Raw genomic sequence first — 16292 nt, 5'->3', positions numbered from 1 at the left:
CTGCCCATGACACCGTCCTTCTTTCCCACTGCAACGCTGGCGCGCGCCGCCCGCCACGGCGCCTCGGCCCTGCTGGCGCTGGCGCTGCTGGCCGGGTGCGCCGGCGCACCGCCCGTGCCCGCGCGGCTGGCGCCGTTCGACCTGCCTCGCCAATTGCACGTGGCGCAATCCCGCCCAGGCCAGCCCGTGCAGGACACGTTGCTGGTGGTGCAGCGCGAGGCCGGCGCCACGCGCTGGTCGCTGTTCGACCCCATGGGCGTGCCGCAGGCGCGCCAGATGCTCGAAGACGGTCGCTGGCGCAACGACGGTTTCATCCGGCCCAACGCCCAGGCGCGCAACCTGTTCGCCGCGCTGGTGTTCGCCTGGACGCCCGAAGCCGACCTCGACGCCGCCTACGGCGCCGGCGCCTGGCGCGCCAGCCGCGCGGCCGATGGGGTCGTGCAGCGCGAGCTGCTGCAACGCGGCCAGGTGCGCTGGACGGTGCGCTGGCCGCAGGGCGCCACCACCGGCCAACTCGACATCCGCGATGCCGACGGCAACACCTGGCATGTCGCGCCGCTCAAGGAGCAACCATGAATACCTGGCTGAGCACCCCGGGCGTGGTCTGCGCGCTGGGCGCCGGCGTTGACGCCGTGGCCCGCGCCGCCCTGGCCGGCGACACCGGCGGCATGCGCCGGCAAACGGGCTGGGTCAACGGCCGCACGCTCACGTTGGGCGTCTGCGCCCCCCCCCTGCCCGCCCTCCCCGATACCCTCCCGGCGCAGCACCACAGCCGCAACAACCAACTGCTGTTGGCCGCCGCCAGCCAGATCGAACCGCAACTGCGCCTTGCCGTGGCCCGCCACGGCGCGCATCGGGTAGCCGTCGTGCTGGGCACCAGCACATCCGGCGTCAACGACAACGCACCCGCGTTTCGCGCCCTGGCGGCCGATGGCGCCTGGCCTGCCCGCTACGACTACCGACGCCAGGCCCTGTCCTCGCCCGCCTCCTTCCTGGCCGAGTGGCTGGGCACCACCGGCCCGGCCTACACCCTGTCCACGGCCTGCACGTCCAGCGCCCGGGCGCTGCTGTCCGCGCGGCGCCTGCTGGCCCTGGGGCTGGCCGACGCCGTGGTCTGCGGCGGCGCCGACACGCTGTGCCGCCTGACCATCAACGGCTTCGCCACCCTGGATGCGGTGGACGAAGCCCTGTGCCTGCCGTTCTCGGCCAATCGCCGCGGCATCAACATCGGCGAGGCCGGCGTGCTGTTCCTGATGCAGCGCGAGCCCGCCGACGACGAGGCGGTCGCGCTGCTGGGCGGCGGCGCCAGTTCCGACGCGTGGCATATGTCCGCGCCCGACCCCACCGGCGCCGGCGCACTGCAAGCCATGCGCGCCGCCCTGCGGTCTGCCGGCATGGCGCCCGCCGACGTCGGCTGGGTCAACCTGCACGGCACCGGCACCCCGCACAACGACGCCATGGAAAGCCTGGCCGTGCATGCGCTGTTCCCGCAAGGTGTGCCGTGCGCCTCCACCAAGCCCCTGACCGGCCACACCCTGGGCGCCGCCGGCGCGCTCGAGGCCGCGCTGGCCTGGATCACGCTGGCGCCGGCCAATGCCGACGGCCGCTTGCTGCCTCACGTGTGGGACGGCCAGGCGGACGCGGCCCTGCCCATGCTGGATTTCTCCACCGCGCAGCACCGCTACGCCGCGGGCCGGCCGCGCGTCGCCATGAGCAATTCATTCGCCTTCGGCGGCAACAATGCCAGCCTGATCCTGGGGACGCCATCATGACGAGCGACTGGCCCATCGCCAGCCTGCTGCCGCACGCAGGCAACATGATCCTCATCGACGAGGTGCTGGCGCATGACGCCGACAGCCTCACCGCGCGCGCCGTGGTCAGGCCCTGCCCCTACTCGCTGCCCGACGGCTCGCTGCCCCCGTGGCTGGGCCTGGAACTGATGGCCCAGGCCGTCGGCGCCTGGGCAGGCTGCCAGGCCCGCCTGGCCGGCACCGAGGTCAAGCTGGGCTTTCTGCTTGGCACGCGCCGCTATGAATGCCACGCCGACACCCTCCCGGCGGGCGCCGTCCTGACCATCCCGATCAAGCGCGGCTTCATCGACGACGTCGGCATGAGCATCTTCGAATGCGAACTGCACCACGGCAACCGCCTGCTGGCAGCCGCCCGGCTGAACCTTTACCAGCCCCAGGACCCCACCGTTTTCATCCAGGAAGATTCGCCCCAATGAGCGCCGCCCCCATACTCGTCACCGGCTCCAGCCGCGGCATCGGCCGCGCCATCGCACTGGCCCTGGCCGACGCCGGCCATGACCTGGTGCTGCACTGCCGCCAGCAACGCGCCCAGGCCGATGCCGTGCAGGCGGAAATCGCTGCCCGCGGCCGCCAGGCACGCGTGCTGCAATTCGACGTGGCCGATCGCAACCAGTGCGCCGCCGCGCTGCAGGCCGACATCGAGGCCCACGGTGCCTACTACGGCGTCGTGCTCAACGCCGGGCTGACCCGCGATGGGGCCTTTCCCGCCCTGACCGGCGACGACTGGGACCAGGTGCTGCGCACCAACCTGGATGGCTTCTACAACGTGCTCAGCCCGCTGGCCATGCCCATGATTCGCCGCCGCGCCCCCGGCCGGGTGGTCTGCATGGCGTCCGTCTCGGGCCTGATCGGCAACCGCGGCCAGGTGAACTACAGCGCATCCAAGGCCGGCCTGATCGGCGCCGCCAAGGCCCTGGCGGTGGAACTGGCCAAGCGCCAGATCACCGTCAATTGCGTGGCCCCCGGCCTGATCGACACCGACATGATCGATGAACACGTACCCGTGGACGAAATCCTGAAAGCCATTCCCGCCCAGCGCATGGGCCGCCCCGAAGAGGTCGCGGCCACCGTCGCATTCCTGATGTCGCCCGGTGCCGCCTACATCACGCGCCAGGTCATCGCCGTCAACGGAGGTCTGTGCTGATGAAACGCGTCGTCATCACCGGCATGGCCGGCATCAGCGCGTTGGGGTCTGACTGGCCCACCATCCAGCAAGCGTTCCAGGCCGGCCGCAGCGCCATCCGGATCATGCCCGACTGGTCGCGCTACACCGAACTGAACACCCGCCTGGGCGGCCCCATCGAAGACTTTCACGTGCCCGCGCACTGGACCCGCAAGCAATTGCGCAGCATGGGCCGCGTGTCGCAGCTGAGCGTGCGCGCCGCCGAAATGGCGCTGGACGACGCCGGCCTGCTCGGCGACCCGATCATCGCCGACGGCCGCATGGGCGTGGCCTGCGGCTCGTCGATCGGCAGCACCGCCGAAATCCGCGCGTTCGGCAACATGCTGCTCAACGGCGTCACCGACGACCTGAACGCCAACTCCTACGTGCGCATGATGCCGCACACCACCGCGGCCAACGTCGGCATCTTCTTCGAACTGAAGGGCCGCATCATCCCGACGTCCAGCGCCTGCACGTCGGGCAGCCAGGGCATCGGCTATGCCTTCGAAGCCATCCGCTACGGCCGCCAGGACCTGATGCTGGCAGGCGGCGCCGAAGAACTGTGCCCCAGCGAAGCGCTGGTGTTCGACGCCCTGTACGCCACCAGCCAGAAGAACGACACGCCCGAACTGACCCCGCGCCCCTACGACCGCGACCGCGACGGCCTGGTCATCGGCGAAGGCGGCGGCATGCTGGTGCTGGAATCGCTGGAACACGCCCAGGCTCGCGGGGCCCGGATCTATGCGGAAATCGTCGGTTTCGGCAGCAATTCCGACGGCACCCACATCACCCGGCCCGAGGCCCGCACCATGCGCATCGCCATGGAAATGGCCTTGGCCGATGCTGGCCTGGCGCCCGATGCCATCGGCTACGTCAACGGCCACGGCACCGCCACCGAGCAGGGCGACATCGCCGAAACCCAGGCCACCCACGGCCTGTTCGGGGCGCGCATGCCGATCAGCTCGCAGAAAAGCTACCTGGGCCATACGCTGGGCGCCTGCGGCGTGCTGGAGTCCTGGTTCAGCATCGAAATGATGCGCAACGACTGGTACGCGCCCACGCTCAACCTGCAGCACGTCGATGCGCGCTGCGGCGACCTGGACTACCTGCGCGAAGGCCGCCGCATGAGCCACGAATACGTCATGAACAACAACTTCGCCTTCGGCGGCATCAATACGTCGCTGATATTCCGCCGCTGGCCTTGAGGACCCGGCTCCCCCCCAACCTGGAACGCAATCCATGAACGTCTCCCATAAGCTGTTTGGCGCCCTGGCCCTGTCGCTGGCCTGCTCGGCCCCCGCGCTGGCCCGGGACACCTCGGTCTACCTGCCGCTGCAGGCGGCCGTCGACGGCGCCCGGGCCGCCGGCAAGATCGACGGCAGCGTCAAGTTCTACCTGGCCGGCACCGGCCCCGCAGGCAAGGTCGTGCAAGCCGGCGTGGTCACCAACCGCAAGACCAACGCCGCCGGCAAGTCAGACGAAGAAGCTTGCCTGTGGGTCGCCCAATCGGCCGTCATCGCCCTGCACGAGGCCGCCAAGACGGCCGGCGCCAACGCGGTCACCAACATCGTCAGCTACTACCGCAAGAACGAGTACCGCAACAAGACCAACTACGAATGCCACGCCGGCGCCACCGTGGCGGGCGTCGCCCTGCGCGGCGACCTGAGCAACGTGAAATGACGGTTGTCCGGGGGCACCCGCCTCCGGCTGCCCTGCGGGGCGCCGCCCCGCGGATGACCGCTCCCCACCGTTGACCCCGGGCCGGTTAAACTTGCCCTTTGCCGCAACACCACACAAAGGTTCCCCCATGAGCTCCGCTACGCTCAAGACCCGCCTGTCCGACGCCGTCAAGGACGCCATGCGCGCCAAGGCGAGCGAACGCCTTGCCACCCTGCGCTTCCTGCTGGCCGCAGTGAAGCAAAAAGAAGTGGACGAGCGCCGCGACCTGACCGACGCCGAAATCACCGCCATCATCGAAAAGCAGGTCAAGCAACGCCGCGAATCCATCGCCGCGTTCGAGCAGGCCGGCCGCACCGAAACGGCGGAACAGGAAAAGGCCGAACTGGTCGTGCTGCAGGAATTCCTGCCGCAGGCCGCCACGCCTGAAGAAGTGTCCGCCGCCATCGACGCCGCCTTGGCCGCAGTGGCCGCCCAGGGCGTCACCGGCGCGCCGGCCATGGGCAAGGTCATGGCCCTGCTCAAGCAATCGCTGGCTGGCCGCGCCGACATGACCGCGCTGTCGCAGCAAGTCAAAGGGCGGCTCGCCTGAAGCCGCCCGCCAGCGCCATCGCGCTGGACGCCGTCGCCCCGCCCTGGCGCGGGGCGATGCGCGACTGTGTCGAGGCCATCAATATTGGCCGCCGGCATTTCGAATCCCGCTACGACACCACCCTTGCCGATCCGCTGAAGGCAGACCCGGACGCCCTGCGCCGCCTGTCTGACGCCATTGCGCCGGTCGTCGAGGGCCTGGCCGCCGCGCCCGACAACGGCTACGGCTGGGGTTGCGGCGGCGGCTCCCCGCTGGCCTACCGCGAAGCGCGCAAGGTCACGTTGGGCCTGTGGCGCGGCAGCCATCATTCCAGCCGACCCGACGCCGACGGCGCGCTGGACTACCCCCGCTGCCTGTACCTGTTGTTCCAGGCCGCGCGCCTGTCGCCCGCCGGCATGGCGCAGGCCGTGGCCGGGCTGCAAGACGACATCGTCTTCAATCACGTCACCTTGCACATCATCGAAGACGCGCTGGCCCTGGCCGCGCAAGACGGCGCCGGCCAGGCCGCCCGCGCCGCAGCCGTCGAACCCTACATCCAGCAGCTGCGTACCACCCACATCTTTCGCGAAGAAGACAACCGCTACCAGGGCTACCGCATCCTGCTGCGCGACGCCGCCGACCACGGTGACGCCGCTGCCGCCCTGAAACTGCTGCCCCAGTGCAACACACGCACCGAACGCGACGACATCGCCATCATCAAGAGCCGGCTGGTGGCCGCCGTCAGTGCACGCGACGGGCTGCAGGCTGCGTTGGACCTGTGCGCGCACAAGCGCATCGGCCCGGCCAGCCGCGAATATGCCCTGCAGCCGGTCGTGGACGCCGGGCAATACCCGGCGGTGCAGGCCGCGCTGGCCGCATACCCCGACCTGGCCACCGCCGACAGCGGCGACGGCCTGGCGTTCCTGGTGCCCGCGTTTTGCCGCCAGCAGAAAAACGCGGCCGATGCGGCCGATGCCGCGCAATTCGATGCGCTGTTCGAACGCGTCGACGCCATGAACCCCAAGCTCAAGCACGGCGATGCGCGGCTGCGCGACTGGCTGCTACTGGAACTGGGGCTGGCCTCGCGGGACAAGGCCTACATCGCGCGCTGCCGCAAGGCCATCAAGCACAATTCCATCAAGCGCGAGCTGGACCCGGCGTAGCCCGATTCAGCATGCGCTGATTCCGCATGCACGGACGCATACCCGGACGCATACACGGATTCAGCAGCGCTCCGCTCGAGCACGCCCCCCGCTAGAACGCCCCGCCGAATAGATCCGGCTGACGCGATTGCTCGGCGGGGTCGGCGAAATTGCTCATGCCCACGCCGGCCAGCCGGTACAGCGTATCGGCCGGCAATTCGACTCGCTCGCACAGCAGCCGCGCCACCGCCGCCAGTTCGGCCGCCGAGGACGGCGGATTGGGGCTGGTCTGGCTGCGCGTCAGGATGCGGAAACGGTCGGTCTTGAGCTTGAGCACCACCGTGCGTCCCAGCGCGCCTTTTTTCAGCGCCTGGTCCCAGACCTTGGCCGCCATGCGGTCGATGGCATCGCCCAGCGCGTCCAGCCGGATGTCTTCCGAAAACGTGGTTTCGGCCGACACCTGCTGCAGCGGCTGGTCGGTCTGCACTTCGCGCTCGTCGATGCCCCGGGCCAGCTCGTACAGGCGGCGCCCGTAGCGGCCGAAATAGTGTTCGAGTTCTTCGGCCCCGTGCGTGGCCAGGTCGCCCACGGTATGGATGCCCAGTTGTTCCAGCCGCGCCTGCGTCACCTTGCCCACGCCCGGCACCTTGCGCACCGGCAGCGGCTGCAGGAAATCGAGCACCTTGGCGGGGCGAATCACGAACTGGCCGTCGGGCTTGTTCCAGTCAGACGCGATCTTGGCCAGGAACTTGTTGGGCGCGATGCCCGCCGACGCAGTCAGGCCGGTTTCGGTGCGGATCTGCTGGCGGATCACCTGCGCCACTTCGGTGGCCGACGGCAGGCCCAGCTTGTTGACGGTCACGTCCAGGTAGGCCTCGTCCAGCGACAAGGGCTCGATCAGGTCGGTATGGCGGGCAAAGATCTGGCGGATCTGGCGCGAGACGTCGCGGTAGCGGTTGAAATCGGGCGGCACGTAGATCGCCTGCGGACAGAGCCGCTGCGCGCGGATGGCCGACATGGCCGAATGCACGCCGAAGCGGCGCGCCTCGTACGACGCGGCGCACACGACCGAACGCGGTCCGGTCCAGGCCACCACCACCGGCTTGCCGCGCAGGTCGGGGTTGTCGCGCTGTTCCACCGACGCGTAGAACGCGTCCATGTCGATGTGTACGATCTTGCGGCTGGGCTCGCTCATGGGGCAAAACGGTTGCAGGCAAAACGGGCGCGGACCACGCAACGGGTTCGATCAACGAACACTATCGAATGCCCACTGGACGCTTGCCGGACACCTGGGGGGTGCCAAGCCATGCGCGCGCCGGAAAAGTGGATATTATGACCGGCAAATTCCTGTCTTATTCCTTTCCCGCACACCGCTTCCATGACTGCAACCGCAACCCCCGCCCCGGGTGAGTATTTCGGCCTGGCGATTCCCTTCATGAGTTTTCTGGGCCTCGTGCCCGAGAGCATCGCGCCGGCCTACGCCCGCACCACGCTGCCCTGGCGACAGGACCTGACCAACAGCCGCGGCGACGTGCACGGCGGCACCCTGATGAGCGTGCTGGACTTCACCCTCAGCGCCGCCGCCCGCGGCTCGGCCGACGCCACCGAAGGCATGGCCACCATCGACATGAACACCACCTTCCTGTCGCCCGCCACCGGCGACCTGATCATCGAGGCCCGCTGCCTGCGCCGCGGCGCATCCATCGCCTTCTGCGAAGGCGACATCCGCCGCGCCGACGGTGAACTCGTCGCCCGCGCCACCGCCACCTTCAAGATCATCCGCCGCCGGCCCGGCGGCGATTAATCCTTCGCCAGAATCAATAGCGCTTGCTAGAACAGCCCCCCCGGCCGCACGGCCGCCCGAAGGCCGGGTAGCCCCCTTGTATGCTTTGACGTGTTGGGTATGAAGTTCGTTTGACCGGCCCTGTACAGCCCGTTCCCCCTTTGAGCCTAGAGCTCGTCCCCGAGCATTGGGGCGTACAGTCCGCCGTGTTTGTCACTAAGCCCGAACAGTTACCCGAAGACAAGTTCGAATGTTGCAAGGATGGGACATGACAGACGCGATGGTTAGCCAAGACAGCACCGAAGTCGTAGATTTTGTAGGCGTGGATATGGCCCAGAAGGATTTCGTCTGGAGCTTGCATGGAGTGAGGGGTACCCATGAGGCGAGCAATGACGAAGCCGGGTTCAGTGCCTTTTGTGAGGCGATCAAGGGCAAGCGCATTGGCCTGATCGTGGTCGAAGCGACTGGGGGGCTGGAGCGAGCATTGGCGTGCTACCTGCTTCAGCATGGTCTACCGGTCGCGGTGGCCAACCCGCGGGCGGCACGCGAGTTTGCGCGTAGCCTGGGCCATTTGGCTAAGACCGATGCGATTGATGCCGTGGCCTTGGCGCACTATGCCCAGACCTTGGCTGGCAAGGCAGACCAGGTCGGTGTGCAGTTTGCTCCACCGGATGAGCAGGTCGAGGTGTTGCAGGCGCTCGTGACGCGTCGCGCACAATTGATGGTCATGCGCACTGCCGAGAAGAACCGCCTAACCGGGGCGGTCCGAGTTCTTAAAGACAGCATCCGAGCAGTCATTAAGACACTCGATGCCCAGATATCCAAGCTGGATAAGGATATCAATGGGCACCTGGACACCCACTTCAAAGATCAGACCAAGCGCTTTGAAGCGATAAAAGGGGTCGGAATTACGACCTGCGCCACCTTGTTGGCATTTATGCCTGAGCTGGGAACGATCAGTGGGGCCCGAGCGGCCAAGCTGGCCGGCCTAGCACCGTTGAACCACGATTCAGGCAAGTCACGGGGCAAACGCCACATATGGGGCGGACGCAGCATAGTGCGTTGCACGCTGCATATGGCCATGCTCAGCGCGGTGAGGTTCAACCCCGTTATTAAGGCGTTCTACGATCGTCTGCTGGCGGCCGGCAAACCCAAGAAGGTCGCTCTGGTCGCTTGCTCGCACAAGCTGCTACGAATCCTGAACGCCATGGCCCGCTCCCAGCAACCATGGAACAGCCAATTGCACCTTCAGGCTGCTTGACTGGAAACACAGTTGCTTGGGGGGCAGCAAGCGCAAAGCGCGCAGCGTGGGGGCTTACTTTCCCAAATCGCGAGAAGGCTTGACCGGCGGACGCGGGTCCAGCGGCATGTAGGACGAGCACGACGTCAGGTTGTAGTAGATCGCGTCCTGCATGGCGCGCATCGCGGCCGCGTCCCAGGTGCCCTTGCCCCACACCACGATGCGGGTGTCGGTGGTCTGGGGGCCCGCCGCCTTGAGGTCGACGCGGGTCATTTCGTTGTCGGTATAGGGGGCCAGCACCCGCACCAAACCCGATTGCGTGCTTTCGTCCAGGTTGGACACCACGCGATACGCGTTGTCGGTGCTGCGCAGGCAGGCATTGGCCTGGCGCACGACGGTGGCGTAGGCGTCCTTGTAGTTCACGGGCGCCTTGAATTCGCTGTGCGGCGACGCGCTGTCTTGCGAGATGCCGAGCGAGCAGCCCGCCAGGCCCAGGGCCAGCACCGACACCGCGACCAGATTCCTAACCATGTGTTTCTCCAGATTGATAGCCGCGATTATCCCGCAAACAAGGCAATCCCGGGGACCGCTCCCGGCGGGACAATTCGGTCACCCGGTGGTTCGACACCCCGGGCGCGGCTATGGCATTATCGATGAGTCCGGCGGCAAGTGCAGCCGGCTGCATCCGTCGGAGGTTCGCCTTGCTCTCATTCATGAAACACACCCTTCTGGCTGCCGGCATCGTCGGCGCCTCGCTGGGCGCCCAAGCCGCGCAGCCCCCCCGCATCTACCCGCTGAAAGACTTCTTCCGCAACCCGGAACGCGGCTTTTTCCGGCTGGCCGACGACGGCAAGACCCTGGGCTTCATGCAGCCCACCAGCGTGGACGGCAAGCCGCCCCGCATGAACATCTACGTGCAGGCCCTGGAAGGCAGCAAGCCGGTGGGCGAACCCCGCAAGCTGACCAGTGAAACCGCGCGCGACATCAGCAATTTCTTCTGGAAGGGCCCCGACGTGGTGCTCTACCAGAAAGACTTCGGCGGCGATGAAAACTTCCACGTCCTGGCGGTGGACGCCAAGACCGGCAAGATCACCGACCTGACCCCGTATGAAGGCGTGCGCGCCAGCATCGAAGACGATCTCGAAGACGATCCTGACCACATCCTGATCAGCCACAACCAGCGCGACCCGCAGGTGTTCGACGTCTACCGCGTCAACGTGCATACCGGCGCCGGCGTGCTGGTGGCCCAGAACCCCGGCAACATCGTGGGCTGGCAGACCGACCACGCCGGCAAGGTGCGCGCCGCCGTCACCAGCGACGGCCTGAACACCACCCTGCTCTACCGCGACAACGAAGCCTCGGAATTCCGCCCGCTGCTCACGACCGACTACCGCACCAGCGTCAGCCCGGCCTTTTTCACCTTCGACGACAAGAAGTTCTACGCCCTGTCCAACCGCGGCCGCGACAAGCTGGGCCTGGTGGTCATCGACCCGGCCGCGCCCGACAAGGAAGACGAGATCTTCACCCCCGACACCGTCGACCTCGACGCGGCCGGCTTCTCGCGCAAGCGCCGCGTCCTGACCGTGGCGTCCTACCAGACCGACAAACCGCAGTTCAAGTTCTTCGACAAAGAAACCGAAACGCTGTTCAAGAACCTGTCCGCCAAGCTCGAGGGCTACCAGTTCGCCATCCAGGGCGCCAACCGCGACGAAGACAAATTCATCGTCGCCGCCTACAACGATCGCACCGCAGGCTCGCGCTACATCTACGATGCCCGCGCCGACACGCTCAGCAAGCTGGCCGACATCAACCCGGCCCTGCCCGAAGCCGACATGGCGCGGGTGCAGCCCATCAGCTACCAAAGCCGCGACGGCCTGACCATCCACGGCTACCTGACGCTGCCGGCCGGCCGCGACCCCAAGAACCTCGCGTGCATCGTCAATCCGCACGGTGGCCCGTGGGCCCGCGACGGCTGGGGCTACAACCCCGAAGTGCAGTTCCTGGCCAACCGCGGCTTCTGCGTGCTGCAGATGAATTTCCGCGGGTCCACCGGCTATGGCCGCCGCTTCTGGGAAGCCAGCTTCGGCCAATGGGGCCTGAAGATGCAGGACGACATCACCGACGGCGTGCAATGGCTGGTGCAGCAAGGCATTGCCGACCCCAAGCGCATCGGCATCTACGGCGCCAGCTACGGCGGCTACGCCACGCTGGCAGGCGTGACCTTCACGCCTGACCTGTACGCCGCCGCGGTCGATTACGTGGGCGTGTCCAACCTGTTCACGTTCATGAAGTCGATTCCGCCCTACTGGAAACCGATGCTGGAAAAGATGCAGGACATGGTCGGCGACCCCGAACGCGACAAGGCGCGCCTGGCGGCCACCTCGCCCGCGCTGCACGCCGACAGGATCAAGACGCCGCTATTCATCGCCCAGGGCGCCAAGGACCCGCGCGTCAACAAGGACGAAAGCGACCAGATGGTCAAGGCGCTGAAGGCGCGCGGCGTCGAAGTGGAATACATGGTCAAGGACAACGAAGGCCACGGCTTCCACAACGACGAAAACAAGTTCGAGTTCTACGAGGCGATGGAAAAGTTCTTCACCGAACACCTCAAGCCGTAGGGCTCTGCACCGGTGCCGCCAACGTGGCGGCGCCGTCTTCCCGGGCCGCCTGGCGGCCCGGCAGGCGGCCGCTCCAGGCCATCTCGATGCGGTCGCGGCCCAGTTCCTTGGCCTTGTACAGCGCCAGGTCGGCGCGGGCCAGGATGCCATCGGCCGTATCGCCCGGCTGAAACGTCGCCACGCCGCCGCTGGTGGTCATGCGCACTTCCTGCCCTTGCAGGTACAACGGCGAATCCCGCAGCGCATCGCACACGCGCTGTGCCTGCACCAGCGCGTGCGCGGCATCGCAGCCATACATCAGCAGCACGAATTCCTCGCCGCCGAGACGGCCGAATCGATCGCTGGCACGCACCGCCCGGGGCACCACCTGGGCGAAATGACGCAGTGCGCTGTCGCCCGCCGCATGGCCATGGCGGTCATTGATGGACTTGAAATGGTCGATGTCCAGTACCAGCACCGCCAGCCGGCCGTCGCCGCGCTCGCAGCGCTGCAATTCATGTTCCAGCTCGTCCAGGATGCTGCGGCGCGAATAGGCGTGGGTCAGGCTGTCGAAGGTCAGCGCGGCCTGCATCTTTTCGGAAAGCATGGTCTGGATCAGCAGCAGCAGCGCCAGGAACAGCGCCGGCACCGCCACCGAGCCGCAGACGATGAAGAACAGGCCCCATGGCGCCGGGTCGAGCAAAGACGTCGCATGCACCCAGCCGCTGCCGTACAGCACGGCGCGCAACGCGCTCAATGCCGCCAGTCCAAATATCGACAGCATCACGTAGAGCATCACGCCGGGCGTCTGGATACGGCCGCGCTGGCGATAGACCACCCGGCCCGTCGCCCCCATCAGCACCGCGGTGTAGGCGGAAAAGAGCGTCATGCGTCCGACCAGGTTGTCGCTGGCATACAGCATCAGGGCCATCGCCACGACGCCGATGGCCGCGGCTGCAGCCGCACGCCCGACGTGCGGTCGCAAGCCGAAGAACTGCCGCACCCCCACGTACACCAGGCTCATCGCGGCCAGCCAGGCGGCGTTGGACACCATCACATAAGCGCCCGGGGGCATCAGTTCGCACGAGGCGTAGGCCAGCAGCGACAGCACGGCCAGCCCGTTGGCGGCCGTGAAAGCGCGCACGCCAGCGATGCCGCGCGCCTGGAACGGCAACAGCAAGGGCAGCGCCAGCGCCGTCGCCAGGCCCCATACAAGAAAAAATAAAGCAGTCGTCATGTTTTTGCGGCTTCGCGCCCTCGTGGACGGTCGCCGTCGCGTGGAACATCTGTTGCACCGGATTCACAGTCGGGGACACGTTACATACCCGCATCTTTGACGTTTTTTGTTACTAACACGGCAAGCCGTGCAGCCCTCTCCGCCGCGCGAAACGTTCCGTGCCGGGTGGCCCGACGGTCGGCATACCGCCACGACGGTTGCGCGGTATGCGGCAGAGAATACGCCAAGGCCTTGCGCCGTGGCCTGCCCTTTGCAGTAATTGACAGTTGAATTGGCCGAAAACCCATAAAGTGCGACCTATCGACGGTGCCACCAGAAGCGCCGCGATCACGCCCCACGGGCGTGGCGCGTACTAGCCATGCACTCCAGCGCGAGTGCGAAGGTCCCCGTAGCGGGCGCCGCGCAGTGAAAACCTGAACGCTCAACCCCTTCGCCGCCGGCGCCGTTGGCGCTTGTGCTGCGCATGATTCGGCGACACGGCATCTGCCCGCGTCCGGCCGGCGGAGCCCCGAGCGCCCATATCGCAACTGCGGAAGTACTTCAGATGCTGAAAAAAGGAACGCCCCGACGGGGCGAGGATGCCCGCCACGCCTTGACCGCCCGGCAGCCCCGGCCCGGCCAGCGCACGGCCAGCCCCTGCTGGCAGGCGCTGACGGCCTGTGCGGTGCTGGCGCCGGCCCTGGCATGGGCCGCCCCGGACCATGATTACGACGCGCTGATCGCACGCGCCCGGGCCGGTGATTACGAGCCGGCGCTGGCCCTGCTGCGCCAGCAAGGGCCCGGCGCAGGCCGCCAGGCGGTGTACGACCACATCGTCATCGCCAGTTGGGCCGGCAAGCCTGCCGAAGCCGTGGCCGCCTATGAAACGCTGCCTTCGGGTGCCGCCCTGCCCGCCGACATCCAGCTGGCCGCGGCGCGCGCCTACCGCGACCTGCAACGTTGGCCCGAGGCCCTGGCCGCCTACCGCGCCGGCCTGCGCCGCCACCCTGGCCAGTCCGCGTTTGCCGGCGGTGAAATCATGACCCTGGCCGACGCTGGCCAGACCGCCGCGGCACGCGATGCCGGCCAGGCGTGGGTCAAGCGGGAACCGCGCAACGCCGATGCGCGCCTGGCCTTGAGCTACGTCCACGTGCGCCTGCGCCAGCCCTACGAGGCGCTGCACCAGGCCGACCAGGCGCTGGCCATCGCCCCGGGCACGCCCTACGTGCTGCGCGAATACATCGACGCGCTCAGCCGCGCCCGCATGGCCGGGCAGGCCTTGGCGCTGGCCCGCCAGCATCCGGACCTGTACAGCGCCGCGCAGATGCGGCGCTTCGAGGCCGACGCCGTGGCCCAGCAGGTGCGGCTGGCGTCCATGCCTACCCGCAGCGAAGCCGAGCGCTTCGTCATCGCCGACCGCGCGCTGGCCCGCTACGCCGACCTGATTCCCGCCTGGCAGGCGCTGGGTGAACCGGCGCAGGCCGATGTGCGGCGCGCCCGCATCGACCGCCTGCATGCGTTGCACGCGCGGGCCCGCATGGCCGACCTGGTGGCCGAGTACGAGGCGCTGCGCGCGCAGGGCGTGACGGTGCCGCGCTACGCGCTGAACGACGTCGCGTCGGCCTACCTGTACCTGCGCCAGCCCGAGAAAGCGCGCGACCTGTACCGCGAGGTCGCCGCCGACGACGCCTGGCGCCAGGACGATCCCGAAGACCGCCTCAGCACCGAGACCGGCCTGTACTACGCGTTGGCGGAAGCCGAGCAGTTCGACCAGACGGCGCCGGTCACCGACGCGGTCGGCTCGGGCTACGCGCCGTGGCTGTATTACAAAGGCCAGGCCACCCGCAACCCCAACGACCTGAAGCTGGCCAGCGCCCAGACCGTGGCGTCCGCGCGGCTGCTGGCCGACGACACCGTGGCCGCCCAGCAGCAACAGGAAGACATGGTCGCCAACGCGCCCAACAATTCCACGCTGCGCGCCGACCTGGCGTCCACCTACCGCAAGCGCGACTGGCCGCGCGCATCCGAACGTGCACTGAAGCTGGCCGAAACGCTGGCGCCGCGCGCGCTGTCCGTCGAGAACGGCCAGGGCTTCACCGCCATGGATCTGCAGGAATGGCGCCAGGCCGAGGCCCTGTCGGCGGATACGCTGGCGCGCGCCCCCGAAGACCTGACCAGCCGCCGCCTGGCGCGCGAATGGGAAGTGCACAACAAGGCCGAACTGCGCATCGAGGGCTACCGCGGCCTGGCGTCCGACAGCCCGGTAAATGGCAATGGCGATTTCGGCATCGACGCGGTGCTGTACACGCCGCCCATCGACTACAACTGGCGCGCGTTCGGCGGCGGCGGTTACGCCACCGGCAATTTCGAGGAAGGCCGCGGCCACTACCGCTGGCTGCGCACCGGCGTGGAGTGGCGCGGCCGCGACCTGACCGTGGAAGGCGAAGTCTCGACCCACAGCTACGGCCACGGCGTCAAACCCGGCGTGCGCCTGTCGGCCGCATACGACCTGGACGACCACTGGCAGGTGGGCGGTGGCGGCGAAATCATGTCGCGCGAGACGCCGCTGCGCGCCCTGACCAACGACATCTCGTCCAACCGGTTGAACGGCTTTGTGCGCTGGCGCGCCAACGAACGGCGCGAATGGACGCTGTCGCTGGCGCCGTCGCGCTTTTCCGACGGCAACCAGCGCTGGGAGCTGGGCCTGGCCGGCCGCGAACGCGTCTACACCGCGCCGCACCTGAAGGCCGACCTGACGCTGGACCTGTCGACCCAGCGCAACAACCGCGACGACGCGCCCTACTTCAATCCCCGCTCGGACCTGATGCTGTTGCCCGGCGCACGCGTCACGCACACGCTGTACCGGCGCTACGAAACCGCGTGGGAACAGATCGGCACGCTCGGCGCCGGCACCTATACCCAGCAGGGCTACGGCACCGGCGGCGTCATCGCCCTGGGCTACGGCCAGCGCTACCGCGCCAACGACGTGCTGGACATGGGCGCCATGGTCACCGGCATCAGCCGCCCGTACGACGGCCAGCGCGAGCGCGAACTGCGCATCACGTTCGACCTTGCCTATCGCTTCTGAGACCG

Annotated in this window: 15 protein-coding genes; 12 read left to right on the top strand and 3 right to left on the bottom strand. The window is 67.9% G+C overall.

Going from position 1 to position 16292, the window contains the following annotated elements:
* Positions 1-6: 6 nt before the first annotated feature.
* The 8 genes from ACUDP5_RS10135 (at position 7) to ACUDP5_RS10100 (ending at position 6384) form a co-directional block, all read left to right on the top strand.
* Complete coding sequence (locus ACUDP5_RS10135; protein ID WP_445658663.1) at positions 7-576, top strand: DUF3261 domain-containing protein; 570 nt, start codon at positions 7-9, stop codon at positions 574-576.
* Complete coding sequence (locus ACUDP5_RS10130; RefSeq protein WP_445658662.1) at positions 573-1772, top strand: beta-ketoacyl-ACP synthase; 1200 nt, start codon at positions 573-575, stop codon at positions 1770-1772. Before ACUDP5_RS10135 ends, ACUDP5_RS10130 begins: the two co-directional genes overlap by 4 nt.
* Complete coding sequence (locus tag ACUDP5_RS10125; RefSeq protein WP_445658661.1) at positions 1769-2227, top strand: ApeP family dehydratase; 459 nt, start codon at positions 1769-1771, stop codon at positions 2225-2227. The genes ACUDP5_RS10130 and ACUDP5_RS10125 overlap by 4 nt, the downstream gene beginning before the upstream one ends.
* A complete protein-coding gene (fabG, locus tag ACUDP5_RS10120) occupies positions 2224-2955 on the top strand; it encodes a 3-oxoacyl-ACP reductase FabG (protein ID WP_263911628.1) in 732 nt (243 codons plus the stop codon). Before ACUDP5_RS10125 ends, fabG begins: the two co-directional genes overlap by 4 nt.
* Positions 2955-4178 (top strand): beta-ketoacyl-ACP synthase, encoded by a 1224-nt coding sequence (locus tag ACUDP5_RS10115; protein WP_445658660.1) that lies wholly within the window; start codon positions 2955-2957, stop codon positions 4176-4178. The genes fabG and ACUDP5_RS10115 overlap by 1 nt, the downstream gene beginning before the upstream one ends.
* Positions 4179-4212: 34 nt before the next feature.
* On the top strand, positions 4213-4653 hold the full coding sequence (locus ACUDP5_RS10110; protein ID WP_263911626.1) for an excinuclease: 441 nt from the start codon (positions 4213-4215) through the stop codon (positions 4651-4653).
* 127 nt (positions 4654-4780) lie between these two features.
* The gene (locus ACUDP5_RS10105) at positions 4781-5242 is read left to right on the top strand and encodes a GatB/YqeY domain-containing protein (protein WP_263911624.1); all 462 of its coding nucleotides are present in this window, start codon (positions 4781-4783) and stop codon (positions 5240-5242) included.
* Positions 5243-5298: 56 nt separating this feature from the next.
* The gene (locus ACUDP5_RS10100) at positions 5299-6384 is read left to right on the top strand and encodes a hypothetical protein (protein WP_445658659.1); all 1086 of its coding nucleotides are present in this window, start codon (positions 5299-5301) and stop codon (positions 6382-6384) included.
* Positions 6385-6475: 91 nt separating this feature from the next.
* Here ACUDP5_RS10100 and dinB read toward each other — a convergent pair whose 3' ends face one another.
* On the bottom strand, positions 6476-7558 hold the full coding sequence (gene dinB / locus ACUDP5_RS10095) for a DNA polymerase IV (protein ID WP_263911620.1): 1083 nt from the start codon (positions 7556-7558) through the stop codon (positions 6476-6478).
* 183 nt (positions 7559-7741) lie between these two features.
* On the opposite strand from dinB, the gene ACUDP5_RS10090 reads away from it, so the two are divergent.
* Both ACUDP5_RS10090 and ACUDP5_RS10085 read left to right on the top strand, forming a co-directional pair.
* Positions 7742-8167: a PaaI family thioesterase gene (locus ACUDP5_RS10090; RefSeq protein WP_445658658.1), complete on the top strand. Its 426-nt coding sequence runs from the start codon at positions 7742-7744 to the stop codon at positions 8165-8167.
* 247 nt (positions 8168-8414) lie between these two features.
* Positions 8415-9407 (top strand): IS110 family transposase, encoded by a 993-nt coding sequence (locus tag ACUDP5_RS10085; protein ID WP_263915840.1) that lies wholly within the window; start codon positions 8415-8417, stop codon positions 9405-9407.
* 54 nt (positions 9408-9461) lie between these two features.
* On the opposite strand, the gene ACUDP5_RS10080 is transcribed toward ACUDP5_RS10085, so the two are convergent.
* Positions 9462-9917 carry a BPTD_2524 family lipoprotein gene (locus ACUDP5_RS10080; RefSeq protein WP_263914819.1) on the bottom strand — a complete coding sequence of 152 codons (456 nt, stop codon included), beginning with the start codon at positions 9915-9917 and terminating at the stop codon, positions 9462-9464.
* 182 nt (positions 9918-10099) lie between these two features.
* On the opposite strand from ACUDP5_RS10080, the gene ACUDP5_RS10075 reads away from it, so the two are divergent.
* On the top strand, positions 10100-12004 hold the full coding sequence (locus ACUDP5_RS10075) for an alpha/beta hydrolase family protein (protein ID WP_445658657.1): 1905 nt from the start codon (positions 10100-10102) through the stop codon (positions 12002-12004).
* Here ACUDP5_RS10075 and ACUDP5_RS10070 read toward each other — a convergent pair.
* Positions 11994-13220: a GGDEF domain-containing protein gene (locus tag ACUDP5_RS10070; protein ID WP_263914817.1), complete on the bottom strand. Its 1227-nt coding sequence runs from the start codon at positions 13218-13220 to the stop codon at positions 11994-11996. The genes ACUDP5_RS10075 and ACUDP5_RS10070 overlap by 11 nt on opposite strands.
* A 544-nt stretch (positions 13221-13764) precedes the next feature.
* On the opposite strand from ACUDP5_RS10070, the gene pgaA reads away from it, so the two are divergent.
* On the top strand, positions 13765-16287 hold the full coding sequence (gene pgaA / locus ACUDP5_RS10065; RefSeq protein ID WP_445658656.1) for a poly-beta-1,6 N-acetyl-D-glucosamine export porin PgaA: 2523 nt from the start codon (positions 13765-13767) through the stop codon (positions 16285-16287).
* The last annotated feature ends 5 nt before the right edge of the window (positions 16288-16292 follow it).

The sequence above is a fragment of the Achromobacter sp. NCFB-sbj8-Ac1-l genome, assembly GCF_052695805.1.
Note: the sequence above shows the minus strand (reverse complement) of the source record. Positions and strands in the feature narration are given on the sequence as shown.